The following is a 24,646-nucleotide window of genomic DNA, read 5'->3' as shown; positions in this document are numbered from 1 at the left end:
GCGGGACGCTCGGCCAGTCGGGGATCCCATCCTTTGCGATTTTTCGCATCGCGATCGCGATCGGAATATGCGCCGCGCCCTTCGCCTGATCGGTCCAGCCGGCGCTGTTCATGCGGGCCAATTCGCGCCGGTGAAAGTCCGCCATGTCCTCCGCCGGGTCGATCTGCAGCCGCGGCTCCGGGTATGCCGGCAGGGGAAGATTCATCGTCCGGTCGATCATCGCGTCGGGAAAAAGCGCCCATGCGAGAAGCGAAAGAAAAATGACGGCGAATAAGGTTGACGCAAAGCCGACGGCGATGAAGCCGCCGCTCACGTCGCCGCCTTCGTGTGAAGCTGGAACGAGGTCTTTCTCTTGCATCGCGCTCACGCCTCGATCCAATTCCAGCTTCGTTTTCTCCCGCGCGTGACGATCGCAGTCGTGCAGGCCATGGCCAGCAAGGCGGAAAGCGTAAGCAGTGCGATCATTCCAGAACTAGAGCCGGCAAATGGCGCGACCAGCCAGAATTGATGAAGAATCCCGCCGATGGTGATTGAGGCCGCGGCAAATCCGATTGCCTTTCGTGAATGCTGCGCGGCCGACGACAGCAGCGTGAAAAAAGGCGTTACGAAATGGGTGAGGACAATCACTCCGCCGACAATGTCCCAGCCCGGGCTCCAGCGTCGAAGATACCATGCCGCTTCGCGCGGCAGGTCGGACTGCCAGACGATCAGCAGCTGCATGAAGGCGAGATAGCTCCATAGAATGACGAAGGCGAGCAGCAGGCGCGCGATCTGGCGCAAGGCCTCGGGGTCCGGCGACGCCGCTAGGATCAGCGCCAACGCCGCGATCGAGAGAGACAGCGCGCCGATCTCGCTGATCTGAACGAGCCCGAATATGCTCGACGCGAAAGTCGGGTCGAGCGACATGATCGCGTCGATGCAAGCGAATGTCGCTGTCAGCGCAAGCACAATGAGCCCAGGCGGCGCGAGCCGCGCAAGCTCGCTGGCGTCGTTGTCGGCGCGGCCGACGAGCACGGCCAGAACCAGCCAGATCAGCAAATAGATGACGCAGCGCAGCAGGAAGGCGGGGCCGTTGAGATAGAGCGAATTGTCGAATTGCGTCGCGCTGAGCCAAGGATAGACGCGTTGCGCCGTCAGCGCGAAGGGAATGACGAAAAGCGGCAGGAGAAACATGCTGCGCACGCCGGCCGCGAGCGCGCCGTGAATCGCCTTTCCCCAGCGCCCGCCAGTCAGCGCATGGATCAGCAGCAACGCCATGGCGCCGAGCGGCCAGGCGATCCAGACGCTCAACGCGGCGAGCCAGCCAAAGCCAAAGAGTTTCGGCGACAACGCCCAGCCAAGGGCGGCGCCGCCATATCCGATCGCGCCCGCGAGCGCTGCAAACATCAGGATCATGGCGCGCCTTCCGCTTGCGCGGCGGCGAGATCTTCGGCCGACGCATTCTGGCTTTTCTGCAAAGCCCGGATATAGGCGGCGATCGCCCAGCGATCGGCCGGCGGCACGCGCGCGGCGTAGGAATACATGGCGCCATGGCCTTGCGCGATCACATCGACAAAATGCCGCGTCGGCGCTTTCAGCAATCGCTCGCTGGTATAGGAAGGCGGCTCGGGAAAGCCGCGCTGCACGATCATGCCTTGGCCATTGCCAAGCTCGGAGTGACAGGGCGTGCAGAATATGCGAAAGCGCTGCTGGCCGCGCTCGACGAGCGCGAGCGTCAGCGGCGGCGGCGTCGGCGCTCGATAGAGAAATGTCACAACGTCCGGCGGCGTCGGTGCGGGACCGACGAGCGGCGAATAGCTTCGCTGCTTTGGTTGGCTGCTCATGTCGCTGCAGGCGGTCAGCGCGCAAAGCGAGAGCATGGCGAGCGCGCGGATCACAGTTCGGCCTCTTCGATCGCGCGCGCGCCGCAGCGTTCCAAAATGTCGCGCGACCGCGCCAAGGATTCTACATTGGAGGCGCGAATGACGATGACCCATCGATCGATCGTCGCGTCCCGCAGCGCGCGGATTTCGTCGATGGAGTCGTAATAGCGGGTGAAGCCGCAAAGCGCGCCGGCCCCGACGAATGTGGCGAGTACGACGGCGAGGATGCCCGCCTCGAAAGCGATCGGAATGAACGACGGCCAGGAGAAGGGCGGGCGCCCGCCGATATCGAGGGGATAGGCGACGACATTCGCGTAAGCTTGCAGGCCGAAGGCGCCGGCGGCGCCGAGCAGACCGAAGACGAGCGCTAAGGCGGGCAGGCGCGTGCGCTTTGGCGGCCCAGGCGGCGGGAGCGGGCTGAACAGCCGCGCGTCGCCGACGTCGGCCGCGTTCAAAGCGGCGAGCGCGGCGAACGAGGCGTTTTCGGTGAGGAAAGTCGCCGCCAGTCCGTTCGGCGCTTTGGTCTCGGCGTTCATCGATGTCGCCTCGCACTGCGCAGAATGACGTTGCGCATCTCGAACATCGAAACCGTCGGCAGCAGGCGGATGACGACGAGGAGGCCGGCGATGAACAGACCGATCGTGCCAAAGAGCGTCAGCCAATCCCAAATCGTCGGCGTAAAGTCGCCCCAGGCGGAGGGCAGATGCGCGCGCCGCAGGCTCATCACGACGATGACATAGCGCTCGCACCACATGCCGACGATCGCCAAGAGACTAATGAGAACGATGAGCGTTTCGTTCAGTCGAACGCTCCGGCGCCACATCAATTGCGGCGCGAGAATGTTGAAGAGAATCGTCGCCCAGTAGATTGGCGCCAGCTCGCCCACGACCTTATCGATGAAGAGCCGCTTCTCGGCGGCGTCCGGCCCATAGAAGGTGGTGAAGGCTTCCATCAGATAGGCGTAGCCCACGCAAAGACTGCTCGTTAGCAGCAGCTTGCCGAGAATGTCGAAATGACGGCCGGTGATGAAATCATCGAGCCCCAGCAGACGGCGCGCCGGGATGGCGACAAGCATCACTGTCGCGAAGCCCGACAGCAGGGCGCCGAAAACGAAGAAGGGCGGAAACACCGTCGAATGCCATCCGAGCGTCGCCGCGCCCGCGAAGTCCAGGCCGACGATGCTGTGCACGGAAATGACGAGCGGCGCCATGACCGCGGCGAGAAGCCCATAGCCGGCGATATAATAGCGCCAGGCGTTGGTCGAGCCGCGAAAACCCAAGGCGAGCACGCCATAGAAGCGACGCTTCTGCGGCGCGTCGGCCTTGTCGCGCATCGTCGCGAGATCGGGAACGAGGCCGAAATACCAGAAGAGTATTGAGGAAATGACATAAGTGAGAATCGCAACGAAATCCCAGAGCAGAGGACTGTGGAATTGCGGCCAGAGCCCCATGACATTGGGATAGGGGAACAGCCAGTAGAAGAGCCATGGACGGCCGAGGTGCAAGAGCGGATAGATGGCGGCGCAGGCGGCGGCGAAAATTGTAATCGTTTCAGCGATGCGGTTGAGCGCGCTGCGCCATTCGACCTCCACGAGATAGAAGAGCGCCGAAATAAAGGTGCCGCCCGAAGCGATGGCGATCCACCATACGTAATTGATGATCGCGAATCCCCAAACGACGGGCCAATCGATGCCCCAGACGCCGACGCCGGCATAGAACAGCCAGCCGATGGCGACGACGAGGATGAATACAAAGAGCAGCGCCACCCCCAGGCTGAGCTTCCACCACAACGGCCAGTTCCGCTGAAGAGGCGGCGCGCATATTTTCGACGTCATCGACGAGATGGTCTGCGCCGGGGAGACGATCGGGTCGTCGGCGCGCGGCTGGCGATTCCGCGCCGAGGCCACGATCGCCGAGCCGATCCGCAGCAGCGTCATTTCCCCGTCTCTTTCATTTCATCGACATTCAAGATGCGCGCTTCATAGGTGACGCGCGGCTTGGTGTTCTGGTCAGCGAGCAGCGCATAGGACAGCGATCCGGCGCGCCGCGCCGCGACGTCGCTGCCCTTGGCCGCGAGATCGCCAAAGGTGAAGGCCCGAGTGGGACAGACGGCCTCGCAGGCGGTCGTCGCCGCGGCCGCCTTCTCTCCGTCCCGGTCGGCGATGATTCGCGCGGCGGCGATGCGTTGCAGACAGAAGGTGCATTTCTCCATGACGCCGCGCGCGCGCACGGTGACGTCGGGATTGCGCGATTCGATCGCGCGGCGCTCTTCGCCGGCGAAGTCGAAATAATTGAAGCGCCGAACCTTATAAGGGCAATTGTTGGAGCAAAAGCGCGTGCCGACGCAGCGATTGTAGACCATCACATTGAGCCCTTCGGAGTCATGCATTGTCGCGCCGACCGGGCAGACCGGCTCGCAAGGCGCTTCCTCGCAATGCATGCACAGCACGGGCTGGAAGCTCGTTTTCGGCGACTCCGGCGGGCCGTCGTAATAGCGATCGATGCGCAGCCAGTGCATTTCGCGCTCGCGCAGCACCTCGGCCTTGCCGACGACCGGAATATTGTTTTCCGCCTGACAGGCGACGACGCAGGCGCCGCAGCCGATGCAGGCGTTGAGATCGATGCTCATGCCCCAGGCCGCCGGGCCTTCCGGCTTCCAATCATAGAGGGCCGGCCGCGGCTCGTCGCCGCGCCGAATGAATTCCGGATCGTTGAGGAATTGCGCGAGCGTTCCGTCGCGCGCATAGACGCCCCATTCGTCGAATATCGCGGCGTGATGTTGGGCGCTCGCCAATTCTTCCCTCGCGCCAGTTTTCTGAATGTCCGGCGCGGCGCAGGCGCGCCCCGCCAGCTCGAAGAAATCGACGCCGACATTCCGTCCGACCGGGCCCGCGTGACGCCTGCCGAATCCGAGCAGCGCGACGATGCAGTCGTCCGATTGGCCCGGCGCGACGATGATCGGCGTCGTCGCATGCGCGCCATCGATCGCGATGCGTACGACATCGCCGTGCTCCAGCGACAGTTCGCGCGCGCGACGGGGCGAGATTTGGAGCGGATTGCCCCAGCTCATTCTCGTCAGCGGTCGCGGCAATTCCTGTAGCCAGGGATTGTCGGCATAACGCCCGTCGAGAAGATAAGGATCAGGCCGAAACAATAGGACGATCCCGGCCTTTGGCGGCTCGGGCAATCGGACGCGCGCCGCGGCGCTGGACAGGGGGCGATTGCTGATCGAACGGGCGGCGCCTGGAATCACGCCCATTGCGAGAGCATCGGTCCACGCATCCGCTGCGCCGAGCTGATCCTTCCAAGTTTGTCGCACGAGATCGCGCGCTTTCGGCGCATCGGGCCCGAGCAGCAGCCCGAGCAAATCATGCGGACCGACGCCCTGATATAGAGGGAGAGCTTGCGGCTGCATAATGCTCGCCGTTCCGTCGAAGGCGCGCGCGTCGCTCCAGCCTTCCCAAGGGTGAATCATCGGGACTGCCCAGAGCGACGCTTCGCTGGTTTCGTTCGGCGTCGCGCTGAGACAGAGGCTGAACTCAACTTGAGCAAGCGCCTCGGCGAAATCGAGCGCGCCCGGCGCGGCGTAGACTGGATTGCTGTCGATGATCAGAAGCGAGTTGACGCGACCGGCGCGGATGTCGGCGACGAGCGTGGCGAACGAGAGCGCGTCGTCGGATGAAAAATGCGTCGGCTCATCGACAAGCGCATAGGCGGCGCTGCGACCGCCGAGCGCCTCATTCATCGCAAGGACGAGCGCATGCGCTTCCGGCGAATGATCGGGCCCGAGGTGAATGAAGCAACGACCGCGATTGGCTTTGAGGTCCGCTACGATCCGATCGAGCCATGGCGGACCTTCCGCTGGCGGCGCGCCGAGCAGCGCCGAAGCAAGCGCCAACAGAATTTTGTGCGTTTCTCGCGGCCCGGCGATGAAGCGCTCATCGGCCGCGGCGCCGGTGAGCGACGGCGCGGGTTCGATCGCATAAAGGCGATTCATTTTCGCGCGCGTCGGATTGCGCCGGGCCGCGAAGTCGCGCGCGAAGCTCAGATGGCCGGGCGCACCGCTCAAGAGATCGCTGTCGATCGCAAGAATGACGTCCGCGTTTTGAATGAGCGGCAAAAATGCGAGGCGCGCGCCATAGGCCAGCGCGAAGGCGTTCCTGACGTTCTCGCGTTCGATTGGCTCCCAATGCAGCCAGCGAATCTGCGGATAGGATTTACGAAGCGCGTCAAGCTGGGCGGCGAGCGTCGGCGATGTCGAAGCGCCGGTTAAGATGACAAAGTCGGCGCCGCGGGTAGAGGCCAGCCTCGCGCGCTGATCGGCGAGCGCCTGTTCCAGCGCCGGCCGGCTGCGCGGCAGCTTCGCGCGCGTGACCCCCCAGGATCGCCGAGGATCGTAAAAGTTGAGCAGTTCGGCCTGCGCCATTGGGCTCGTCGCCCCGAGGCTCGCGGGGTGAAAGGGATTGCCTTCGACCTTGATCGGCCGTCCCATGAAATGTTTGACGACGGTTCCTTCGGCGTAGCCGCCGTCGATATGCGCGCCGCTGTAATAATCCGGAACGCCTGGGACGACGCCGGGCGGCTGTTGCACAGCGGGGATCAGATGTCCTTCCGGCGCGCCGTTGCAGCCGCCCAGTCCTACGCCCGCGAGCGCCAGAGCGGCGGCCATCAGCGTCAACGCCTCGCGACGATCGCGCGGCGCCGTGAACGCTGCGCCCAGCCCCGGAAACTCCTGCTCGATGCGCGACAAAAATTGCGCATCCTGCGCCAGTTCCTCCAGGCTGCGCCATTGCGGATTCACCTGTGGCATATCGAGCAGTCCGTCAGGTTTCGCTGCGGGACGCCATAGGCGGCGAGCAGCAGTTCAGGCGCCGGCGTCGTCGCGTCGCGCGTCCAGCGCGTGTCGTAAATCCTGTCTTTCGGGCGCAGGCGCGGGCCTGGCTCGCGATGGCAATCGAGACAAAATTGCATGGTGAGCGACTTGGCCTTGTAGGTCAGCGCCATGCTGGCCACATCGCCGTGACAGCTCGAACAGCCGACCCCTTTGGCGATGTGAATGCTGTGATTGAAGTAGACGTAATCCGGAACGTCGGCGACGCGGCGCCAAGCTAACGGCCGGTCGTCCTTCATACTGTCGCGCACCGGCTCAAGCAGGGCGGCGTTGGTCCAGATCTGTGAGTGACAGGTCATGCAAGTATAGGTCGGCGGCATGCCCGCGTTGGACGAAACTTCGACGGAGGCGTGGCAGTAGCGACAATCGATTCCCAATCCGCTCACATGATGCTGATGGCTGAACGGCACTGGCTGCGCCGGCGCCCAGTTCATGCGCCGCGCATAATCGCCTTGCGGCCACAGCCAAATCAGAAACGAAAACCCCACCGCCGCGAGCGTCAGCATGAGGAGCGTGAGCGAAGCCCAGAAATTCATGGCAGGCTGAAAGACCGAGCGCATTTGCCGCTCCGCTTCCGGCATCGCGCCCCAGCGGCGCACTTAGATCCAGGATTACAGTTGGTTCAGCGCGCGCCTACGGCAATCGTCGTGACGATCTCACGCGCTGATGGCGGCGTCGATAAAGCGGCAGCCTGCGCCCTTCGTTACGCAATCTTCGACCCGCCGCCAGTCCATCGAGACCTCCGCCAAGCCGCTCGCTTAGCGTGCAAGCGGCTCGGGCATGCATCGCGTCCACAGTCGCGCCTCTGTCGTAAAATTTGATTGCGGCGAACCGCGATTGCAACTCGACGGTTCAACATTGCGTCAGCCTTGGGCCAAAGCGAAAGCTCAGGCTGGCAAGCTCGTTGAGGGGCGATAGTTGACGGGGGAGACGTTGCAACCGCAGAGCGTCCAACCGCCGTTAACGCCTGGCTCGGACCATTCTGACGTCCTGAGCGAAGTGAAAGGCGTCACCGAGCGCGAGATCATCGATATCGAGGAGAGAGCGCAGCCGCGCCTCTCGAGGAGTTGGACAATTATCGGCGGCAGTCGGGACCGCCGACATTCGAATGCGCCTTACAAGCGCTGCTCGAAGCGAGCGCGGCGGAGGCGACATGAAAATCGACTCCATCAGGGCGATCGCCAACGCCGTGCTTTAGGAGGGCCATATCCTCTATCCCTATCGGCCGTCGTCGATCGCACGTCTTCGCCGAGCGGGCAGGCGTGTTGCCCGGCGGGGTGGATCGCCCCAGCGCTCGCCGTCGCTAGCGGGTTCTACGCCAACCGGTTCATTGATCTCACTTATCTGACGGAAATATTCCGCAGGGCGGTGTCCGCCAATGATCGATGGGCTTTCGTGATCGTCTTCTATTTCGCAATCACGATCGGCGGCTATCTCGTTGGCCTTTTGGGGCGTTTGTTCATGAGGCGCGCAAGGCGGCGCTAGCACGACGCTTGATCGGGTCGCGACCGCGAATGCGCTGTCTTGAAGACTGACTGACCAATACGACGGCGTCGTCATGCGAATATCTCGGCGCGTTGTCGAGAGGGCAGAACGATGCGTGCTGAGGTCGAACTATTTGCGGCGAAGGCTGGGGCAATGAGTTACGACCTCGCCGCGATCATGCGGGACGCTCACAAGAGGTTTTGAGACGACAAGCGTCTAGGGTTCGGCTGGACGTTCGGGCAATGCCTATCGACGGCGTGGACGGCGGCGAAGGATCGGCGCAGGGCTCGCGCCAGAGCAATTGCGGCATGAGCGACAAGTAATTAGGCTTTCCGCAATTCGCCGGCTTTGGACCACTCTTTGCCGGCGTCAAGAAACGCCCCGCCCGTGGATGTAACGGCGGGGCGTTTCTTAGTCGGAATAAAATTGAAAGACACGAGGCAAAGAGACTCAAAGGGTTTGGTATTCGCCTAAAGAGCTTTGGCCCGTTCATGATATTTCGCTATTTCCAAGCCACCAAGCACGGACTCTAAGCAAAAAGCATAGAAATGGCCAAGGACATAAACTAGTAAAGCTCTTATGAAGGCCCAATCTCAAACCAATCTGTCCTCGCACTGTCAATGGAATGTAATAACGCGGAAATTCCACTTTTTTGAATCTATGACGACGCTTGAACTCCGTGATGCCGCTATTCTCTTTTTTGCCATAGGTAAATTTCCCGTAAATTAGATACTTTATCCGCTTTTTATTGCAGATCTCCGCAGCCGCAACAATTAGGGCGGTCATAGGACGTTTGTCCTGATGCGCCCTTAGGCAAAGTATCTGCATTATTCGAGCAACGTCGCCGACATATACAAATTTCATAAATCCAACCAACTGCCCCGAATAGTAGGCGCCAAGGAACTCGGAGCGGTCAGCATAGCTGCTGTTTTCCCGTCTGATCGCATTAAGATCTTTCGCGTAATGCCAAAATTTGCGACCCTGCCTAATCGGGGTCTCGTCGTAGATTGCTTTGATGCCGGCAACAAACTCGTCATCAAGCGTCGCGGTTCTAATTTCAATTCCTCGCTTCGCAGCGCGTCTTGCATTTTTGCGGACCTGCGGTGGAAGACCTTCCCACCATGCTCGGTAATCCTTCGTGTGGATCACGGCTATGTTGTCCATCTCAAATGGACATCCTCTCTGCCGCCGAGAGCCATCGATAGGGCCCGAAAATTCGAAAATATCCGCGCCTAATCCACTGCCGCGCAACGACCTCGCGAACCCGCTAAGGTCGACGATGGGGTCGAGTTCGCGCCAGTCTTGGTCCTTCAACGACGCAATGCGGAGCCAGCGACCGGTCACCGCCACCTCTCGCCCTTGAATCCTACATGCGGGGGCGAGAAATGACCTCCCTCTAGCGCTGACCTCTGCTTCGTAGGCGTTCATCGGGCCGTGCTCGCAGCCTTCAGCCGACAATGAACCTTGGTCGAAAATCGCTGCTCCAAAGCGTCCTCCCAGCTGCCATAAAAATTTCAATAAGGGCGATGCGTTTTTATTAGAGCCGCGTCCTTCCCGATTTGCTGCATTGTGTCTCGATTGTTGCCGACATTGCCGCGCCAATATTTGATCTGGTTGCGAAGGGAACGATGAGCCGTTTTCGGAATAGTCGCACCATCGCGCGTCGCGCTTAAACGCGAAGTGCGCGAGCGCACATGGTAATCCATTATCGCAAGCGCCCATCGCCGAATGTAAGCGCGGGCGTTTTGCATTGTGTCGGGCGACGAGATAAGGTGACGGCCAAGCTCGCCGCCCTTGCCGCGCCTTGGCGGGGCCGCTTGGCGCAGGTGACGAATACATGGCCCGCGTCAGAACTTCGGCAAGCCGAGCGGATAAGCGCTTCTGGTCGGCTTTCCGAGCTACCCAGCCGCGTCCTCGTTCAGCGCCCGCGCGATATTCTGTGCCCCCGCCTTGGCGTCGGCGCCCGAGAGCCGATTGACGAGTCCGCGGCGGGTCGAGTCGTCTTCGAAATAGACATCGGCGAGCGCGATCCCGTTCGCGTCTTCGACGACGAAGGAATCGGCGGCCTTGCGGGTGCGTATCGGTGAGGTATAGGGCTGATGCGTCATCTAAGCCTCGATATGGCGTGTCGGGTGGAGAAACGCATGTATGTTCCCTATCAAACGCTTGCCGTAATGTTGTTGGTCGGCCTCGTCGCAGGATGGACCGCCACAAAGGTCGTGACAAAACATGGCATGGGATTCGCCGGCGACGTTATTGTTGGAGTGATCGGCGCTTTCATCGGAGACTGGTTGCTGCCCCGACTCGGCGTTCATTTGGGGGCCGGACTCGCGCTTACTGTTTTCAACGCCACGGTCGGAGCCATCGCCTTGCTCGTCGTGGTTCGCGTGATCCGAGCCGTTTGAAGTGACTGTCGATGGCGTTGGTTACGGAACATGGCGCGCGCATGTAGTTTTCCCGTAGGCAACGCCCATATGCAGAGATGCCGGCGATCGTGGAAGGTGCGCCGCTGCGCTCTATACGGCCATCACCATTCGCGAAGTACCAGCAGAAGAAATGGCCCGGCTGGCGGTGCTTGAGAACTATCCCCCGCGGAAAACCCGCCGGGGGCTAGCGCATAATTAAGGTTAATGCTGCGTGTGCGCTGGCGCACTTCGGGCCTCGCCCGCACTTGCTAATACGCCTTCATCGAACAGTAGAGGGAGGCGGTCATGTCGATTTCCTTTGATCGGGAGGTTGCTCAGGAGTCAACGCTCAGGCAGTTTCGCGCGTCGATCTTGATGGTTGCCCTCTTGGCGACCGCGGCGTTCGTGATCGGCTTTGCGATGCCCATTAATTCCGTCCAAAGAACGACGCCAACGGCAGCTAACGGCGTCTTTGCTGGTCGCCTGATAACGGTGACAGAATAGTCGGAACGGACGCATGGCGAAACGGCCTCAAGCGACGATCGCCCGCTCGATCAGCGCAGAATCGGAGTCGCCAACATCCGACCTATTGACCCGCGGCGAAACGATCCATTCCTGCAAGGCGTCCGCCGCCATTTGCATGACGCGCGACGGCGCGCCTCTGCATAGAACTTCCCGTGTGTGCTCGCGCATTCCGTCGACGAATGGATAGGCGCCACTGTCGGCCATGGCGTCATGCGCTCAAAGCGAGCTTGACGGAATTCAATAGTGGGCATTCGCCATGAGCAGAAAGACAAAATCCGATTTGGTTGAAAGCTGGACCTTCGAAGCAATTCGAACACTTGCAGGCGCGGCGACGGTAGGAGAAGTTGAGTCAATGCGGGAGGCACTCAGGCGCCAGGCCGAGCTCTGTCGGCGGAACGGCGATGACGGCCGCGCGGCATTTTGGGATGCGCTGGCCAAAGGGATTGGCGACGCGGCTGGCCGATCGGACCAGCAAGCCAGTGGGGCTCGTCCCACGGCAGATGCTGTGTGAAACGTCCGCACATGGCGTTTGCATAGCGTTAACTGTCGCGGCTGGCCGCGCTTGTTCGGATTGCCCGACGCGCCTACGAATCGGCCTGTCGCCTGCTAGCAGGCGGCGATCCTTTCAACCGCATGACTCCAGCCCGGCCGGCGACGACCGGGCTTTTTCATGCATGAGGCGTGAAGCTGAAAAAAAGCCCGCGACCGCGAAGCCGCGGGCAAGGACTGCTGCGTTCGCTTTCCAGGAATCGAACCCGATCAACTAGCGCCGAGGCGTTCGGTGGCAAGCGTGGCGGGACAAGCGCCGCAAGGACGCCTATGAGGCGCTGCATCCAGAGACGAAGAACGGAACCAACCAATATTCGAGGGTTGGCAAAGTTTGCCAATCCCCCTTCGTAAAGGTTCAGCGGCGCGACTATCGCGTCTTCCGGCTCCTGCGCCAGTAGGAGGCGCGCTTCGACCTCGGCGGGTTTCGCGCGCGAAATTCGGCGGCTTTTGCCTCGAATGCCTTCGGCGACGTTGGCGCTTGACGACTTTGAGCGCGGAGCGATTGGCGTCAGCTCAAGCTGCGTTCACGGCACTGGTTGGCAACAAGCGAAACTCATCTGTTCACTGGAGAGAAATTCGATCATCATCTCCACCCAGACCGGCTCCTAAAAGCACGGCTTTTAAGGGAGATAAAGAAATGAAACGCGCGATAGTCGCCATCATGCGCGAAGCTTGGGGAGACCTACCAGAATCAAGTCTTGGCGAAATAGAGGATTACGCCCGCCGAATACTTCATATGGCGTTGAACGGTGAGTCAAAGGCAGCCATTGAAGAATATGTGGCCGCCCGCCAGCATGCGTTCGGAATTGCGTCGCCGACAGCATATAAGGACATCGTCGCGCGCGCTATCGCCCTAGTTAGTACTTCGAACTAGAACGTTTTGCACGCCGCCTTCGTGGCCGCGTTGCGGGACATCTCTGAGTCTTTCCGTGGTGGAATTTGTTCCGCCGCCGCGCCTAATATTTCTCTGCAAATCGCTCTATCGCGTCGATGAATGTCGCCGGAACAGCCATGACCTGCCGGATTATTCGCGCCGGAATTCTGGCGAGGAGCCGAACTGTTGACCGGGCTGCAATGGCTTTCGCAGTGGAAGCAATTCGCTGCATTAGTGTCTCCATTCGAATGCGCTGCGTCCAATTCTGACACTTGGCAAAGCCAAGCACTGATCGTGCCGCCGTTTTCGTAAACGTTCAGTTCATAAAGCGCGGGCTCGCGCCCTGGACGCGCCTCAGCACGAAGATCGGCGATCGTCGGAGGTCTGTGGCGAACGAACGGGAACGGACTGCCTATGGACCCGCCCCAGGCATGATCCGCAGGACCAAGCATGTCCCGCAAATCAGGCCGACGATGGCAATGGTCTGTTCGATCATTGACGCGCTCCAATACCGTGGCGAAGGCCGGGTGAAACCTGGAAACGCGAAAAACAGGAATAATGTTTCACCTGCAACTACGGCATGGGAAAAGCGCGGCCGCCGCTTGCAAGGACAAAATCAGTTGCCGAAAGTCGTCAGGGGTGTAACATTCCGCGACGGAATCGAAGTCGCGTTCGAAGCAAAATCCGCTATTTTATTCATACCGTCACCCCAAAATCCCGAATAGCTCGTCCGATATTGCTGGAGTACTGTTATGTCTGGCAGCATCAGCCCGTGGCCAGTGGTCAAAACCGGCTCCAACGGGCATCCCATAAAGACGTTGCAATATCTGTTGCGCGCGCGCGGGCATAGCGTCGTCGTCGACGGCGTATTTGGTCCGAAGACCGAAGCCGCGGTGAAAGCGTTTCAGTCAGGCCACGTGTTGACGGTGGACGGGATCGTCGGCCCCCTGACGTGGGCGGCTCTTGTCGTGCAGGTCAAAAAGGGAAGCCAAGGCGACGCGGTTAGGGGAGTGCAGGAGGAGTTTCAGTTCCGCAACCTGTCTGGCGACCCCAGCAAGGGACCCCAAATCGATGGAGTCTTCGGACCAGTGACAGACGCGGCGGTGCGCGGTTTTCAGCAAGCGCTTTCGCTCGATATTCCTACCGTAAAGGTAGACGGAATCGTTGGTCCGGTTACTTGGCAGGCCCTGGTAAGCGGCATGCTTTCTTTTTAGCAGCGGCTTCAAGGCGATCATCTGGAAAAAGTCACGAGTGACTTGGGTTCATGTCTTTTAGCAGGAGGGCACGTCATGGCGGAACCGGTGCTGAAGAAGGGGTCGAATGACCCTGCGGTGCGTGACCTGCAAGAGGCTCTGAAAGCTCTGGGATATGATGTCGGACCCGTTGACGGCGTCTTCGGGACAAAAACCGAGAACGCGGTCAAGAAGTTTCAGCAGACACGGGAAATTGCGGTAGACGGCGTGGTTGGCCGAGTGACCTGGATCAACATTGACGAAGCTGACCAGAGCCGTCCTGTGCTGAAGATCGGTTCGACCGGCTTACCTGTCCGTCGTTTGCAGAGCCGGATGAGCGCAGTTGGATACAATACCGGAGGCGTCGACGGGCGCTTTGGCGCCGTGACCGAAGCGGCAGTCAAAAAGTTGCAGCAAGATTACAAACTAAACATCGACGGCGTCGTCGGACCACAAACTTGGCAGGTGGTCGATGCCTTGGAGAATGAAGGCGGCGTAAGCTGACCTCATCCCGATTCAGCAGCCGAAACATGCATAGACGGCCGTTAAAGAATGAGACCGGAGAGGCTCTCGAGCGTTGCGCCCGCGGCGCCTGCGGGAGCCAGCCAGGTCCGCTCGTCCATGATCCCGGTGACTGGCAGCCCGGAGTTGGTTTGATACTGACGGACGACGGCCTCGGTAACCGGGCCGAAGATGCCATCGATCGCGCCGGAGTAACCAAAGCCAGTCTTGAGCACGCCTTGTAGCTTGGCCACCACCGGTCCGGTAGAACCGGCCTGGAGCGTCGGCGATGCCTCGCGGTATGGGTGCACGTGGCTCCAAGTGATCGGACCGACGATGCCGTCCACCGTCAACCCGTTCGATTGTTGGAAATCCTTCACGGCCTGTTCCGTCCGCGGTCCGAAGACTCCGTCGACATCGTCCGGTCCCAACACCTTGTCGCGGGCGAAGACCCGTTGAATTCGTTTCACGTCATCCCCGGTGTCGCCTAACTTGATGGTCGCCCGCATGTCGATGCTCCCCTCGTTTTTCGGTCTGCTTGCTTTAGAAGTCCTGCTCGATGAGTTTTCTCCATGTCAGCGGGCCGACGATAGCGTCCGTGGCGAGATGGGCCGCCGTTTGGAAGGCTAGTAGCGCCTGCTTGGTTTTCGCGCCGGCCGTCCCGTCCAGAATCAGCGGCGGGATCGGGCTGCCGTCCTCGCCGACATCGCCGGCTGTGAGGAAGAGATTTAGCAACGCCTGCAGCGTCTTAATGTCGTCGCCCGTGACCGGCTGCAGCTCGGCCTTCCGGAGGTCGATCGTCATTAATTTTATTACGACCTGCGTCATGATTTCCGCGCTCCTTTGGTTGCTGATCAATCATTTGGTCGTTGACATTTTAGCCCGCTCTACGCGCGGCCGTGCTCATGCAGTGAGGATAGCGCGTGAGCGCTGCGCCCGAAATTTCGATTTCTGCTTACCGGATGCTCACCGACATGCGCCTCGGCTCGCTCTGACCACGCTTCATGCATCTTAACATTTTGTTTTAATTGGTGAGCGCGCCGGGGCTCGAACCCGGGACCCCCTGATTAAAAGTCAGGTGCTCTACCGACTGAGCTACGCGCTCGCGTTAAGAAGCGGCGGGCTGACGCCGCTAAAGTCGACTGAGCGGGTCGGTCCGTTCGGCCGCGCGGACCTATCTCCGCGTCTCGCGTTCAACTACCGGGGGGCGCCGCGCCGGTCAACCCCGGCGGCGGCGCGCGCTCACTCGTTTAACTTGGCGAAAAGCGCCACCAGACCGAAAATAACGGCCGAGACCACGGTCGTGATCGCGGCTTTCTTGAGCAGCGCCGGCGATGCGGGGGCGCCTCGATCGGCGCCTTCAGGAAGCTCTTCTTCCGCTTCTTCCGACGAACGAATCCCGAGCGGCAGCACCGCGAACAGCACGATCCACCAGATCGTCAGATAGATCGCCGCCGCGAGCGGCAGTGAAAAGGGCATCAGGCCTGCTCGAGTTCGATCAGCGCGCCGCAGAAATCCTTGGGATGGAGAAACAGCACCGGCTTGCCATGCGCGCCGATTCTCGGTTCCCCGTCGCCCAGAACGCGCGCGCCCGAGGCCAGCAATTGTTCGCGCGCTTCCAGAATATTTTCGACCTCGTAGCAGATATGGTGAATGCCGCCCGCCGGATTTTTGGCGACGAAGCCGGCGATCGGCGAGTTTTCGCCCAAAGGTTCGAGCAATTCGATCTTGGTGTTGGGCAATTCGACGAAAACCACCGTAACCCCGTGCTCAGCTACGTTTTCCGGATCCGACACCTTCGCGCCAAGAGCGTCGCGATAGACGGCGGCGGCCCGTTCGACGCTTTCGACGGCGATAGCTACATGGTTCAGTCGGCCGATCATTTTCACCTTCCGGAAAAAAGCTGTGCTGCGCCAATAAGCGCTGCGCCGCGCGATTTCAACCGGCGGGACGCGTCTCGGACTGCGGCGCGGGGACGAGCTGGTCGATCGCGGCGCGCAAGGACGCCAAACGCGGATCGATCCGGACAAAGGAGCTCCAGGGGCAGCCTTCGGCAAAGCCACGGCGAATGGCGTCGAGCGCTTGCGCGCGCTTGCCGAGGGCGAAATAGGCGGGGCCAAGAAAGCAGGGCGGCGCATACAGTTCGGCGTCTTCGATCAGACTGCCAATGAGCGCCTCGGCTTCCTTGTCGGCGCCGGCGCGCGCCAGCACATAGGCGAGGACGGTCAATTGCAGCGGATCGTCGGGACTCGAAGCGACGGCCCGTCGCGTCGCGCTCACGGCCTGTTCGTGAAATCCCTGGAGGCTGTAGGCGATCGACATTACGAGATGCAGGGTCCCAGCGTCAGGCCGCAGATCGAGCCCGTCGCGGGCATAGCGGCGCGCCCGTTCGAGATCGCCGGCGCAGAGTATGAGCCAGGCCCGCACCGACAGCAGCGCCTGATCATGCGGCGAATTGACGAGACCCTCTTCGCTGTCGGCGAGTCCGTCATCGAGACGATCCGCCGCCGCGAACAGCCAGCTGCGGTAGACGCGCGCCTTGCCATAGAGAGGATCGTCGGCGACCGACTGATCGAGTAGGGCGACGCCTTCGGAAATCTTGCCCTGCAGAGCGCCGCGCGCCCAACCCAGGACCGACCGCGCCGGCGTGTGGTCGCACGCCGACGCCAGCGCCCGGCCAGCGAAGTCTTCAATCATCGCTAGTGCTTCGGCGGGACGGAGAAACCCCCGCGTCACCCGGCCGGCGGCGATATCGGCGGCGAGGGACCAGACCGATGGATTGGCGGGGTCGAGCTGGGCCGCCGAAGCGATCGCTTCCTGCGCCCGGGAGAAACCTTCGCGCGTTCGGTTTCCAGCCAGCTCATAGGCGGTCTGCCAGAGATCGAGAATATGCGGTTCGCTGGAGGGCGCGAGCCGAACCGGCTGAACGGCGTCCTGGTCGAGGATTTCGACCGTCGTTCGAAGGGCGAGCCCCCGGCCATAGGCGGTCGCGATCAAATCCTCGCCGCTGGCCTCGCGCAGCGGCTTGCGCAGGAGATAGGCGCAGCGGTCGATGGAATCGTCGGAGGCAGTGCGATTCGGCCAGAGCCGCTCGGCGATCTCGCTCTTGGTCACCAGGGCGCCCGGCGCGTCCAGCAGCAATTCGAGGAGTTGGCGCGCCTGAGGGCCCAGTTGGATTCGCGCGCCGTCCCGCTGCAGTCCTCCCTGGGCGCTGTATGTAAATCCTGAAAATCGCCTGACCACTTCGCCCATGACGCCCCTGCCCAGGACGATGATGGCAAGGTGACGCGGCTTCGGCAAGAACAGAATATGGTTAAGTCCCGTAAATCGCATGGACTTTTCTATTTAGCTTCACCTTAAGCGGCCGTTTTGGGGCGTTAAAATAAGGTCTTAAAATAAAAAACGCCGGACAAATAAAAAACGCCGGACGTACCTCCGGTCCGGCGTTTGAGCGCTCCCCTTACGCAGAACGTCGGAAGGCTCCGCGCAGTCTATGCGCGCCCAAGTTGACGGTCGCGTGACGGCGGCGTCTACCGCTCAGACGCGGCTTTCCTTTTGCTCCTCCTTGCCCCAGACGAAAATGGTCAGCGCCAGCACGCCGGCGGCGGCGATCAAGAAGTAAGGCATGCGCGCCGACAGTGGCCGGCCGCCAACGGTGAAGGGGAATCGCGACACCCAGTGCTCGCCGTTCGGCCCGTCGACCGTGACGATCCCGACGAATTCGCCGGGCTCCTTGAACACATGTTCGAAATTGAGCGTGCCGGCCGGATAGACCTTAGGCGGGAGATAGGCGACCGTCACCGAATCCAGCCGCTGCTGCTCCGCCTGTTCGCCGATGTCGCGGATGATGCGGAAGTCCGTCGACATGCCCCGCATCTCGTCCTGACCATAATCGAGGACGAAAATCGTATCACCGGTCGCGGGAATGTCCTCGCAGAACCTGTTTCGAGACGCCGCCGGCTGATAGCCGGAGAAATACATGAAGTCCGGTCCGACTTTCAGCAGACAGGCGCTGCGCTGGCGCTGCATTGCGCCATGGGCGCGCGCGCCAGACGGGGACGCGCTGGCGAACGCCGTGACTGCCGTCAGGAAAATCGCGTTAAGGAGCTTCGACATGCCGTCCTCCCGATTCGGCGGCTGGACGACGCGGCTCTTGGCGCGACCGCGGCGAAAACCTGCCGCTTGCGCCTGCTAGCGAGAGGGTAGGATTTTCCGCCTTATCCAGCCGCATCCTGTTCAACTCAAAAACGTCGCCGCGCCGAAACTTAAACTTGCGCCTCCCGCTCCTTCGTTCAATACCGGCGCATGGCGCCGCTCGGGCGCGCGCAACATTTTCTCCGGAAAGAACGCGTCAGGAACGAAAAAGATGCGCCGCCTAGCAGAATTCCTTATTCTCGCGCAGCTTTCGCTTGCGGGCGGCTCGGCCAAAGCCGCCGATCTCAACGATTATCCGACCGCCGCGCGCGCCGATTACGTCTTCGGCTGCATGAAGGCCAATGGCGACACGCGGCTCTCCCTGGACCAGTGCGCCTGCTCGATCGACGTGATTGCAACAATTCTGCCCTATGAGCGCTATGTCGCCGCCGAGACTGTGGCGAGCGTCAATCAGCAGGCGGGGCAGGTGGGCGCGTTGATGCGCAACACCGACGCGGCCCGCGATATGCTTCAGGAGTTGCGCCGCGCTCAGGCGGAGGCGCAGGTGCGGTGCTTTTAGTCTCAAGAAGATGCGGAAGGCGGAGCGGCCATGCTCATTCTCATTCTCGGAATTGTCATTTTTCTTGGCGTTCACACGCTCACGGCGTTTCGCGAAACCCGCTCGGGCCTGATCGAGCGTTACGGCCTTCAAAATTATAAGCGCGCCTATTCGCTTCTCGCCGCCGTCGGCCTGGCGCTCATCATCTATGGCTTCATCCGCTATCGCGCCGAGGGCATGATCCAAATCTGGACGCCGCCCCTATGGACGCATTATCTCGCGCCGCCGCTCGTCTGGTTCGCCTTTATCGCCTTCGCCGCGCGTCGCGCGCCGCCGGGCCGTATTCGCGGCGCGTTGCGCCATCCGATGCTGGTTGCAATCAAAAGCTGGGCGCTCGCCCATCTTCTCGTCAATGGCGATCTCGGCGGCATGATCCTGTTCGGGTCGTTTCTCGCCTGGGCGGTGTTTGACCGCATCGCCCTAAAGAAGCGCGGAGACGGCGGCGCGCCGCGCATTTCGGAATTTACCCGCGGCGACGCGATCGCGGCCGGCGCCGGCACGGCGGTTTTTGCCCTCGTGCTCTATCTGCACCCATGGCTCTTTGGCGTGCCGGCGGTGCTGGCGTGAAAGGGCGCGCTTGAAGCGCGTCTCATACGAATTCAGCTTGATCAGCTCGCTTCGACCTTGTCATTCCCGGCAGGCCGAAGGCCCGACTGGGAATCCAGAGCCACTCCAGGAGCGCTGCGTTTGCTCTGGATTCCCGATCGCGTGCCATGCGCGCGTCGGGAATGACACCCGAGCCGTTTAGACGGATATCGTATCACGATTGACCTGACTCGTCTTCGCTCGGCGATTGCGTCTCCAGGGTGCGGCCCTGCCAGGGCCAGCGGCCTTCGAGCTCCACTTCCATCGTGAAACTCATCGCCGTGCGGATCATCACGATGAGGCCGAGGACGAAGACATTTTCGAGGCTCGGATGTTCGACCGACACGGTTCGAATGATGTCGCCGCCGACGAGAAATTCCAGCCCGAGCAGAATCGACCGGCCGACGTCCCGTCGATATCCCCGATAGGTCAGCGCGTTCTGTCGCCAGCGCGCGAGATAAGCGAGAGTCGACAAAGCCGCGCCGATGACGATGATCAGCACGCCCGTGACGTCGAGGATCAGCCCCGCGATATTGATGATCGCATGAATGTTGGCGAGATAGGGCGCTAGCATGTGGCCCTCATGCGCCGGCGAGACGCGACAGCGCCTTGGCGTGGCCGATGAGTGGCAGCAGCGCGGCGAGTTCCGGCCCGCTCTCGGCGCCGGTCAGCGCAAGCCGCAGCGGATGAAACAACGCCTTGCCCTTCCGTCCTGTCGCCGACTTGACGTTGCTCGTCCAGGCCGACCATGTCGTCTCGTCCCAAGGCTCGGGCGGCAGAAGCCGCGCCGCGTCTTTCAAGAATGGCTCGTCTTCGCGGATCGGCGCGATGTCGCCCTCCACGACGCGCCACCATGTCAGAATATCGTCGAAGCGCGCAAGATTGCCGCGCGCTGCCCGCCACAGCGGCTCCGCTTTGCGGCCGACGATGGTCAGAGCTTCGAGACGTTCGCGCACGTCGCCAAATTCATAAAGCGCGAGCGTGCGATGCGTCAGCGTTTCGAGATCGGCCGGGTCGAAGCGCGCCGGATTGCGCGAGACATGCGACAGGTCGAAGCTCTGAGAGAGCTCATCGAGCGAGCGCATGGCGTGGACATTGTCGGAGGACCCGGTGAGCGTCGCGAGCGCCGCCACGGCCATCGGCTCGTATCCTTCCTCGCGCAGCGAGGCGATCGAGAGCGATCCGGTCCGTTTCGACAGCGCCTCGCCGCCGGCCCCGACCAGAAGATTGTGATGCGCGAAAATCGGCGCCGGCGCGTGAGGCGCGAGGGCTCGGGCGATTTGCATCTGGACGGCGGTGTTGGTGACATGGTCCTCGCCGCGAATGACATGAGTGATTCCCATGTCGATATCGTCGACGACGGAGGGCAGCGTGTAAAGAAAACTGCCGTCCTCGCGGATCAGGACGGGGTCGGAGAGCGCCGCGCAGTCGATATGCGCCGGACCACGAATGAGATCGTTCCATTCGACGACGCCGGGTTCGAGCAGGAACCGCCAATGCGGCCGCCGGCGTTCGGCCTCGAGCGCGGCGCGCTCTGCGGGTGAAAGGCGCAGGGCGGCGCGGTCATAGATCGGCGGCAGGCCGCGCGCCTGCTGCATCTTGCGGCGCTTCTCCAGTTCTTCGGCGGTTTCGTAACAGGCGTAAAGGCGGCCGGACCGCCGCAGGCGCTCGGCGGCCTCCTCATAGAGCGCGACGCGTTCCGACTGGCGGAAAATCGCGTCGGGAACGACGCCGAGCCAAGCGAGATCGATCTCGATTCCGCGCGCGAATTCCTCGCTGGACCGAGCAAAATCAGTGTCATCGAACCGTAGCGCGAATCGTCCATGGTGGGCGACGGCGAACAGGAAATTGAACAGCGCGACGCGTGCATTGCCGATGTGAATGCGGCCGGTCGGCGAGGGCGCGAAACGAACGATCGGAGAGGTCATGAGGAAGCTTCGTCAGGCGTTGCCAGAGGAGGGTCGGCGGCAGGGTTTTCAGCAGCAGATCTCCCCCAGCTCGCGCCGGGAGAAGATTCTCGCGCCGCCGTCCTTTTGCCAAGACGCGGCGCCTTTGTCAGGCGGAATATCACAATGGCCGCGTCCCGGCGTCGCGCGCCGGCGGCCAGGCGACTCCGCCAGCCTTCGCCGCCGCGACTCTCAGCATTACGACTCTTAAGGAAAAAGCGCCGTTCATGATTCTGGCCTACATCTGCGCCGGCTGGTGCGCCGTCATTCTCGTTCTCAATTTCACAAGCATGGCGCTGATGTCCCGAAAATGTCGGGCGCGGCCACGCGATCTGCCGCCGCCCGACAACGCGCCGCCGGTGAGCATCGTGCGGCCGCTGCGCGGGCTCGAGCCGTTCAGCGAGGAGACGCTCGGCGCGACCTTCGATCTCGACTATCCCGATTATGAGATCGTATTCTGCGTGCAATCGCCAAACGATCCCGTCATCCCGCTGGTCGAGCGGCTGATCGCGGCGCATCCCGAACGCGAAGCGCGGCTGCTCGTCGGCGACGATTACATCAGCGCCAATCCCAAGCTCAATAATTGCGTCAAGGGCTGGGACGCGGCGCGGCATCATCATGTGATTCTCGCCGATTCCAACGCGCTGCCGCCGCGCGACTATATCCAGACGATGCTCGCCGCCTTCCGCGACAATACCGCGATGAGCGTTTCGATGCCGATCGGGTCGCGACCGCAAGGCTTCTGGGCGACGGTCGAATGCGCGATCCTCAACACGTTCCAGGCGCGCTGGCAATATGGCGCGGAGGCGATCGGCGCCGGCTTCGCCCAGGGCAAGAATATGATGTGGCGGCGCGACGTGCTCGACAGGGCCGGCGGCATTCGCGCGCTGGCGAGCGAAATCGCCGAGGACGCGGCGTCGACCAAGGTCATCCGCGCCCAGGGTATGGACGTGCGCCTCGTCGACATGCCATTCGAGCAGCCGCTTGGCAAGCGCACCGCCCGCGAAGTCTATTCGCGACATGTGCGCTGGGCGCGCCTGCGCCGGGCGACCTTTCCGGCGCATTACCTTCCGGAATTCATGAACGGCAGTTTTGCGGCGATCGTGCTCGGGGCTTACGCCGCCGTGCAGCTCGACGGCGGGATCGCGACAGTGTCGTTCATCACCGCGCTCATCGTCCTTTCCCTGCATAGCGGCGAAATCTGGCTCGCGCGCGTCTGCGGTTTTCCGCTCGACTGGCGCACGCCCTTCGCGCTGATCGTGCGCGACCTGATGCTGCCGGTGATGTTCATCGACGCGCTGATCTATGACGACTTCGTCTGGCACGGCGCCGCGATGACCGTGCGCGAGGCGGAAGAGACGACCGGCTGACGCGCCGGCGTTGCTTCGTTTCATCAATTTGGGAAAAACAATTTTCCGCCGGTCCTGGCGGCGCCAATGGCCGCTCAGGGGAAGCGACGGCTCGGATTGAAAAGATGCGGGCCTCGAAAGGCCCGCCTCAAGTTGGCGGCGGACGCCGGACGATTGTGGGACCGGCGACCGCTACGAGTTCTCAGCGGTCAATCTCATAGCGCATCGCCGCCTTCGCCTCGTTGCGCGAATGTGTCTCGAATATTGCGCATGTCTGCGCGACTGTGGCGACACAGCGTCCCGTGTCGCCAGAAAAAACCTGGCGCTACTTAGCCGCCTTTCGCTCTAGCTAAAGCTTCACAATGTTGCGGCGCCTTGTCGAAAGCAAGAAGCGGAGGCATGCTGACGTTCGATAAGGGGCCTCATGGCGAACGCCCTACATAGAGAGGACGGAGCGCGGGGAGGCCGGCTTCGGTTCAAGAGTCCTGAACCTCGGGAGGAACGCCATGGAATCGAATGAAGCGGTTGCGCCAGAACAGAGCCGTGAATTTACCGAAGTCGTCGGTCTGTTCGATTCGCTTGAAAAGCTGCAATCCGCCATCGACGATCTGATGACTCACGGATTCGACAGATCAGAAATCAGCCTGCTCGCCGAAGACGAGAAGGCGCGCGAAAAGGTTGGGTCGAAACGCTCGGTGGAAATCGAGGACAGCGAGGAAGCGCCGCGCATGTCCTATGTCGAATCCGAGTCGCTCAATGAAGGCAAGGCGTCGCTCATCGGCCTGCTCTTCTATGTCGGGGCCATCGCTGGCGCGATCACCGTTTGGACCATCTACGGCAGTTTCGCCGAGGCGATTTTCGCGGGCGTCGCCGCCGGCACGGGCGCCAGCCTGATCGGCGTGGGCGTCATCAAATTCGTTCAACGCCGTCAGCGCAGCTGGGCGCAGGCGCAGTTGGCGCGCGGCGGGCTGCTGCTCTGGGCCCGGACCCGGACGGAAGAACTCGAACGCGCCGCCATGGACGCCATGGAGCACAATGGCGGCCATGACGTGCATGTCCACAGGGTCGCGGCGACGGCCTGACGAACCAAGCCGGACGCCGCCGGCGCCAGCTTTGACCAGACGCTCGAGCAGGGCAGGCGGCGGCGGTTTCGGCGTTCGCGGCTGATAGTCGACGTAAGGCTGCGATCAGGAAGACCACGCCAAACACATGATGTGAGTGGTGGGCGCACAAAAGCTCTGCGCCGCTTGTCGGATCGAACTGCAATTTCGTCGATCTGATCGGCGACATCCGCGATGAATTGCGCGCCAGGCCTTATGAGCTCGTCTTTCTCGCCAGCGGCTATCAATTGCGCACCAAGCCGCGGTTCGCCGCGGCGATCCGAGCCGCGAGCGGCGCCAATCTTCGCGACGCCGGCGCGCCGGAACTGACGCCAATGGAAGTTTTGGCCGTAACCTCGATCGCCTATCTGCAACCCGCGACGCGCGCCGAACTCTCCCGGCTCGCCACTCGTCATTGCTCGACGCAGCCGAGATGAGAACGTGTTCTTTATAGCCCTCCCCCCGCTCAAATAATCCATACGCCAAGATCACTTTAGGCATCGCGCCAAAGATGCCACAATTTGCGCGACGGCAATCGCATTCACGAGCCCAGACTGCCTTGTAACTGCCGCGGTGAAGTCAACGTTGGA

General features: G+C 61.8%; 28 protein-coding genes and 1 tRNA gene. 11 read left to right on the top strand and 18 right to left on the bottom strand.

Annotated features, from left to right (window positions below; genetic code table 11):
- Positions 1-363: 363 nt before the first annotated feature.
- The 8 genes from U1E20_RS09695 to U1E20_RS09660 form a co-directional block, all read right to left on the bottom strand.
- A complete protein-coding gene (locus U1E20_RS09695; protein WP_409980405.1) occupies positions 364-1,395 on the bottom strand; it encodes a hypothetical protein in 1,032 nt (343 codons plus the stop codon).
- On the bottom strand, positions 1,392-1,877 hold the full coding sequence (locus tag U1E20_RS09690; protein WP_409980404.1) for a c-type cytochrome: 486 nt from the start codon (positions 1,875-1,877) through the stop codon (positions 1,392-1,394). The genes U1E20_RS09695 and U1E20_RS09690 overlap by 4 nt, the downstream gene beginning before the upstream one ends.
- Positions 1,874-2,398, bottom strand: coding sequence for a DUF3341 domain-containing protein (locus tag U1E20_RS09685; RefSeq protein WP_409980403.1), 525 nt, complete (start codon positions 2,396-2,398; stop codon positions 1,874-1,876). Before U1E20_RS09685 ends, U1E20_RS09690 begins: the two co-directional genes overlap by 4 nt.
- The gene (gene nrfD, locus U1E20_RS09680; protein WP_409980402.1) at positions 2,395-3,798 is read right to left on the bottom strand and encodes an NrfD/PsrC family molybdoenzyme membrane anchor subunit; all 1,404 of its coding nucleotides are present in this window, start codon (positions 3,796-3,798) and stop codon (positions 2,395-2,397) included. The genes U1E20_RS09685 and nrfD overlap by 4 nt, the downstream gene beginning before the upstream one ends.
- Positions 3,795-6,671 carry a TAT-variant-translocated molybdopterin oxidoreductase gene (locus U1E20_RS09675; protein WP_409980401.1) on the bottom strand — a complete coding sequence of 959 codons (2,877 nt, stop codon included), beginning with the start codon at positions 6,669-6,671 and terminating at the stop codon, positions 3,795-3,797. The genes nrfD and U1E20_RS09675 overlap by 4 nt, the downstream gene beginning before the upstream one ends.
- Positions 6,659-7,312, bottom strand: coding sequence for a cytochrome c3 family protein (locus U1E20_RS09670; RefSeq protein ID WP_409980400.1), 654 nt, complete (start codon positions 7,310-7,312; stop codon positions 6,659-6,661). The genes U1E20_RS09675 and U1E20_RS09670 overlap by 13 nt, the downstream gene beginning before the upstream one ends.
- Positions 7,313-8,726: 1,414 nt before the next feature.
- Positions 8,727-10,076 carry a hypothetical protein gene (locus U1E20_RS09665; protein WP_409980399.1) on the bottom strand — a complete coding sequence of 450 codons (1,350 nt, stop codon included), beginning with the start codon at positions 10,074-10,076 and terminating at the stop codon, positions 8,727-8,729.
- A gap of 59 nt (positions 10,077-10,135) precedes the next feature.
- Positions 10,136-10,345 (bottom strand): hypothetical protein, encoded by a 210-nt coding sequence (locus U1E20_RS09660; RefSeq protein ID WP_409980398.1) that lies wholly within the window; start codon positions 10,343-10,345, stop codon positions 10,136-10,138.
- Positions 10,346-10,381: 36 nt separating this feature from the next.
- On the opposite strand from U1E20_RS09660, the gene U1E20_RS09655 reads away from it, so the two are divergent.
- Together U1E20_RS09655 and U1E20_RS09650 are read left to right on the top strand one after the other, a co-directional pair.
- A complete protein-coding gene (locus tag U1E20_RS09655) occupies positions 10,382-10,642 on the top strand; it encodes a GlsB/YeaQ/YmgE family stress response membrane protein (protein ID WP_409980397.1) in 261 nt (86 codons plus the stop codon).
- A gap of 306 nt (positions 10,643-10,948) precedes the next feature.
- The gene (locus tag U1E20_RS09650; RefSeq protein WP_409980396.1) at positions 10,949-11,146 is read left to right on the top strand and encodes a hypothetical protein; all 198 of its coding nucleotides are present in this window, start codon (positions 10,949-10,951) and stop codon (positions 11,144-11,146) included.
- Positions 11,147-11,173: 27 nt separating this feature from the next.
- Here U1E20_RS09650 and U1E20_RS09645 read toward each other — a convergent pair whose 3' ends face one another.
- The gene (locus U1E20_RS09645; RefSeq protein ID WP_409980395.1) at positions 11,174-11,371 is read right to left on the bottom strand and encodes a hypothetical protein; all 198 of its coding nucleotides are present in this window, start codon (positions 11,369-11,371) and stop codon (positions 11,174-11,176) included.
- A 982-nt stretch (positions 11,372-12,353) separates the two neighbouring features.
- Between U1E20_RS09645 and U1E20_RS09640 the strand changes: the two genes are divergently transcribed.
- From U1E20_RS09640 to U1E20_RS09625, 4 genes are all read left to right on the top strand, one after another.
- Entirely contained in the window at positions 12,354-12,590 is a 237-nt protein-coding gene (locus U1E20_RS09640) for a hypothetical protein (protein ID WP_409980394.1), read from the top strand.
- A gap of 431 nt (positions 12,591-13,021) precedes the next feature.
- Positions 13,022-13,315 (top strand): hypothetical protein, encoded by a 294-nt coding sequence (locus tag U1E20_RS09635; protein ID WP_409980823.1) that lies wholly within the window; start codon positions 13,022-13,024, stop codon positions 13,313-13,315.
- A 27-nt stretch (positions 13,316-13,342) separates the two neighbouring features.
- A complete protein-coding gene (locus tag U1E20_RS09630) occupies positions 13,343-13,804 on the top strand; it encodes a peptidoglycan-binding domain-containing protein (RefSeq protein WP_409980393.1) in 462 nt (153 codons plus the stop codon).
- Between the two features lie 75 nt (positions 13,805-13,879).
- Positions 13,880-14,326, top strand: coding sequence for a peptidoglycan-binding domain-containing protein (locus tag U1E20_RS09625; protein WP_409980392.1), 447 nt, complete (start codon positions 13,880-13,882; stop codon positions 14,324-14,326).
- Between the two features lie 41 nt (positions 14,327-14,367).
- Here U1E20_RS09625 and U1E20_RS09620 read toward each other — a convergent pair whose 3' ends face one another.
- The 7 genes from U1E20_RS09620 to U1E20_RS09590 form a co-directional block, all read right to left on the bottom strand.
- A complete protein-coding gene (locus U1E20_RS09620) occupies positions 14,368-14,832 on the bottom strand; it encodes a peptidoglycan-binding domain-containing protein (protein ID WP_409980391.1) in 465 nt (154 codons plus the stop codon).
- 34 nt (positions 14,833-14,866) lie between these two features.
- Positions 14,867-15,151 (bottom strand): peptidoglycan-binding domain-containing protein, encoded by a 285-nt coding sequence (locus U1E20_RS09615; protein ID WP_409980390.1) that lies wholly within the window; start codon positions 15,149-15,151, stop codon positions 14,867-14,869.
- A 201-nt stretch (positions 15,152-15,352) separates the two neighbouring features.
- Positions 15,353-15,428: transfer RNA gene (locus U1E20_RS09610), tRNA-Lys, on the bottom strand.
- A gap of 137 nt (positions 15,429-15,565) precedes the next feature.
- Complete coding sequence (locus U1E20_RS09605; protein ID WP_409980389.1) at positions 15,566-15,802, bottom strand: DUF1467 family protein; 237 nt, start codon at positions 15,800-15,802, stop codon at positions 15,566-15,568.
- Entirely contained in the window at positions 15,802-16,206 is a 405-nt protein-coding gene (gene mce / locus U1E20_RS09600) for a methylmalonyl-CoA epimerase (protein ID WP_409980388.1), read from the bottom strand. Before mce ends, U1E20_RS09605 begins: the two co-directional genes overlap by 1 nt.
- Positions 16,207-16,261: 55 nt before the next feature.
- Positions 16,262-17,656 carry a winged helix-turn-helix domain-containing protein gene (locus tag U1E20_RS09595; RefSeq protein ID WP_409980387.1) on the bottom strand — a complete coding sequence of 465 codons (1,395 nt, stop codon included), beginning with the start codon at positions 17,654-17,656 and terminating at the stop codon, positions 16,262-16,264.
- A 204-nt stretch (positions 17,657-17,860) separates the two neighbouring features.
- Positions 17,861-18,439, bottom strand: coding sequence for a hypothetical protein (locus tag U1E20_RS09590; protein WP_409980386.1), 579 nt, complete (start codon positions 18,437-18,439; stop codon positions 17,861-17,863).
- A 250-nt stretch (positions 18,440-18,689) separates the two neighbouring features.
- On the opposite strand from U1E20_RS09590, the gene U1E20_RS09585 reads away from it, so the two are divergent.
- Both U1E20_RS09585 and U1E20_RS09580 read left to right on the top strand, forming a co-directional pair.
- Positions 18,690-19,037, top strand: coding sequence for a hypothetical protein (locus U1E20_RS09585; protein WP_409980385.1), 348 nt, complete (start codon positions 18,690-18,692; stop codon positions 19,035-19,037).
- Between the two features lie 30 nt (positions 19,038-19,067).
- On the top strand, positions 19,068-19,643 hold the full coding sequence (locus tag U1E20_RS09580; RefSeq protein ID WP_409980384.1) for an NnrU family protein: 576 nt from the start codon (positions 19,068-19,070) through the stop codon (positions 19,641-19,643).
- A 193-nt stretch (positions 19,644-19,836) separates the two neighbouring features.
- On the opposite strand, the gene U1E20_RS09575 is transcribed toward U1E20_RS09580, so the two are convergent.
- Together U1E20_RS09575 and U1E20_RS09570 are read right to left on the bottom strand one after the other, a co-directional pair.
- Entirely contained in the window at positions 19,837-20,235 is a 399-nt protein-coding gene (locus U1E20_RS09575; protein WP_409980383.1) for a DUF1622 domain-containing protein, read from the bottom strand.
- Positions 20,236-20,242: 7 nt separating this feature from the next.
- Positions 20,243-21,589, bottom strand: coding sequence for a glutamate--tRNA ligase (locus tag U1E20_RS09570; protein ID WP_409980382.1), 1,347 nt, complete (start codon positions 21,587-21,589; stop codon positions 20,243-20,245).
- A 245-nt stretch (positions 21,590-21,834) separates the two neighbouring features.
- Here U1E20_RS09570 and U1E20_RS09565 point away from each other — a divergent pair, with 245 nt between their 5' ends.
- From U1E20_RS09565 to U1E20_RS09555, 3 genes are all read left to right on the top strand, one after another.
- On the top strand, positions 21,835-22,977 hold the full coding sequence (locus U1E20_RS09565; RefSeq protein ID WP_409980381.1) for a ceramide glucosyltransferase: 1,143 nt from the start codon (positions 21,835-21,837) through the stop codon (positions 22,975-22,977).
- A 485-nt stretch (positions 22,978-23,462) separates the two neighbouring features.
- Positions 23,463-24,038, top strand: a complete 576-nt coding sequence (locus tag U1E20_RS09560; RefSeq protein ID WP_409980380.1) for a hypothetical protein — start codon at positions 23,463-23,465, stop codon at positions 24,036-24,038.
- A gap of 194 nt (positions 24,039-24,232) precedes the next feature.
- Positions 24,233-24,493, top strand: a complete 261-nt coding sequence (locus U1E20_RS09555) for an SMC-Scp complex subunit ScpB (protein ID WP_409980799.1) — start codon at positions 24,233-24,235, stop codon at positions 24,491-24,493.
- The last annotated feature ends 153 nt before the right edge of the window (positions 24,494-24,646 follow it).

It is taken from the genome of Methylocystis sp., assembly GCF_046349115.1.
Lineage (GTDB): Bacteria > Pseudomonadota > Alphaproteobacteria > Rhizobiales > Beijerinckiaceae > Methylocystis.
The sequence above is the reverse complement of the archived record's forward strand: the minus strand, read 5'-3'. Positions and strand labels throughout refer to the sequence as shown.

What these genes read in the sequence shown, in the direction of transcription:
- U1E20_RS09695 (WP_409980405.1), bottom strand. Translation starts at nt 1,395, where the DNA reads ATGATCCTGATGTTTGCAGCGCTCGCGGGCGCGATCGGATATGGCGGC.
- U1E20_RS09685 (WP_409980403.1), bottom strand. Translation starts at nt 2,398, where the DNA reads ATGAACGCCGAGACCAAAGCGCCGAACGGACTGGCGGCGACTTTCCTC.
- nrfD (WP_409980402.1), bottom strand. Translation starts at nt 3,798, where the DNA reads ATGACGCTGCTGCGGATCGGCTCGGCGATCGTGGCCTCGGCGCGGAAT.
- U1E20_RS09675 (WP_409980401.1), bottom strand. Translation starts at nt 6,671, where the DNA reads ATGCCACAGGTGAATCCGCAATGGCGCAGCCTGGAGGAACTGGCGCAG.
- U1E20_RS09670 (WP_409980400.1), bottom strand. Translation starts at nt 7,312, where the DNA reads ATGCGCTCGGTCTTTCAGCCTGCCATGAATTTCTGGGCTTCGCTCACG.
- U1E20_RS09665 (WP_409980399.1), bottom strand. Translation starts at nt 10,076, where the DNA reads ATGTATTCGTCACCTGCGCCAAGCGGCCCCGCCAAGGCGCGGCAAGGG.
- U1E20_RS09660 (WP_409980398.1), bottom strand. Translation starts at nt 10,345, where the DNA reads ATGACGCATCAGCCCTATACCTCACCGATACGCACCCGCAAGGCCGCC.
- U1E20_RS09655 (WP_409980397.1), top strand. Translation starts at nt 10,382, where the DNA reads ATGTATGTTCCCTATCAAACGCTTGCCGTAATGTTGTTGGTCGGCCTC.
- U1E20_RS09650 (WP_409980396.1), top strand. Translation starts at nt 10,949, where the DNA reads ATGTCGATTTCCTTTGATCGGGAGGTTGCTCAGGAGTCAACGCTCAGG.
- U1E20_RS09645 (WP_409980395.1), bottom strand. Translation starts at nt 11,371, where the DNA reads ATGGCCGACAGTGGCGCCTATCCATTCGTCGACGGAATGCGCGAGCAC.
- U1E20_RS09640 (WP_409980394.1), top strand. Translation starts at nt 12,354, where the DNA reads ATGAAACGCGCGATAGTCGCCATCATGCGCGAAGCTTGGGGAGACCTA.
- U1E20_RS09635 (WP_409980823.1), top strand. Translation starts at nt 13,022, where the DNA reads ATGATCCGCAGGACCAAGCATGTCCCGCAAATCAGGCCGACGATGGCA.
- U1E20_RS09630 (WP_409980393.1), top strand. Translation starts at nt 13,343, where the DNA reads ATGTCTGGCAGCATCAGCCCGTGGCCAGTGGTCAAAACCGGCTCCAAC.
- U1E20_RS09625 (WP_409980392.1), top strand. Translation starts at nt 13,880, where the DNA reads ATGGCGGAACCGGTGCTGAAGAAGGGGTCGAATGACCCTGCGGTGCGT.
- U1E20_RS09620 (WP_409980391.1), bottom strand. Translation starts at nt 14,832, where the DNA reads ATGCGGGCGACCATCAAGTTAGGCGACACCGGGGATGACGTGAAACGA.
- U1E20_RS09615 (WP_409980390.1), bottom strand. Translation starts at nt 15,151, where the DNA reads ATGACGCAGGTCGTAATAAAATTAATGACGATCGACCTCCGGAAGGCC.
- U1E20_RS09605 (WP_409980389.1), bottom strand. Translation starts at nt 15,802, where the DNA reads ATGCCCTTTTCACTGCCGCTCGCGGCGGCGATCTATCTGACGATCTGG.
- mce (WP_409980388.1), bottom strand. Translation starts at nt 16,206, where the DNA reads ATGATCGGCCGACTGAACCATGTAGCTATCGCCGTCGAAAGCGTCGAA.
- U1E20_RS09595 (WP_409980387.1), bottom strand. Translation starts at nt 17,656, where the DNA reads ATGCGATTTACGGGACTTAACCATATTCTGTTCTTGCCGAAGCCGCGT.
- U1E20_RS09590 (WP_409980386.1), bottom strand. Translation starts at nt 18,439, where the DNA reads ATGTCGAAGCTCCTTAACGCGATTTTCCTGACGGCAGTCACGGCGTTC.
- U1E20_RS09585 (WP_409980385.1), top strand. Translation starts at nt 18,690, where the DNA reads ATGCGCCGCCTAGCAGAATTCCTTATTCTCGCGCAGCTTTCGCTTGCG.
- U1E20_RS09580 (WP_409980384.1), top strand. Translation starts at nt 19,068, where the DNA reads ATGCTCATTCTCATTCTCGGAATTGTCATTTTTCTTGGCGTTCACACG.
- U1E20_RS09575 (WP_409980383.1), bottom strand. Translation starts at nt 20,235, where the DNA reads ATGCTAGCGCCCTATCTCGCCAACATTCATGCGATCATCAATATCGCG.
- U1E20_RS09570 (WP_409980382.1), bottom strand. Translation starts at nt 21,589, where the DNA reads ATGACCTCTCCGATCGTTCGTTTCGCGCCCTCGCCGACCGGCCGCATT.
- U1E20_RS09565 (WP_409980381.1), top strand. Translation starts at nt 21,835, where the DNA reads ATGATTCTGGCCTACATCTGCGCCGGCTGGTGCGCCGTCATTCTCGTT.
- U1E20_RS09560 (WP_409980380.1), top strand. Translation starts at nt 23,463, where the DNA reads ATGGAATCGAATGAAGCGGTTGCGCCAGAACAGAGCCGTGAATTTACC.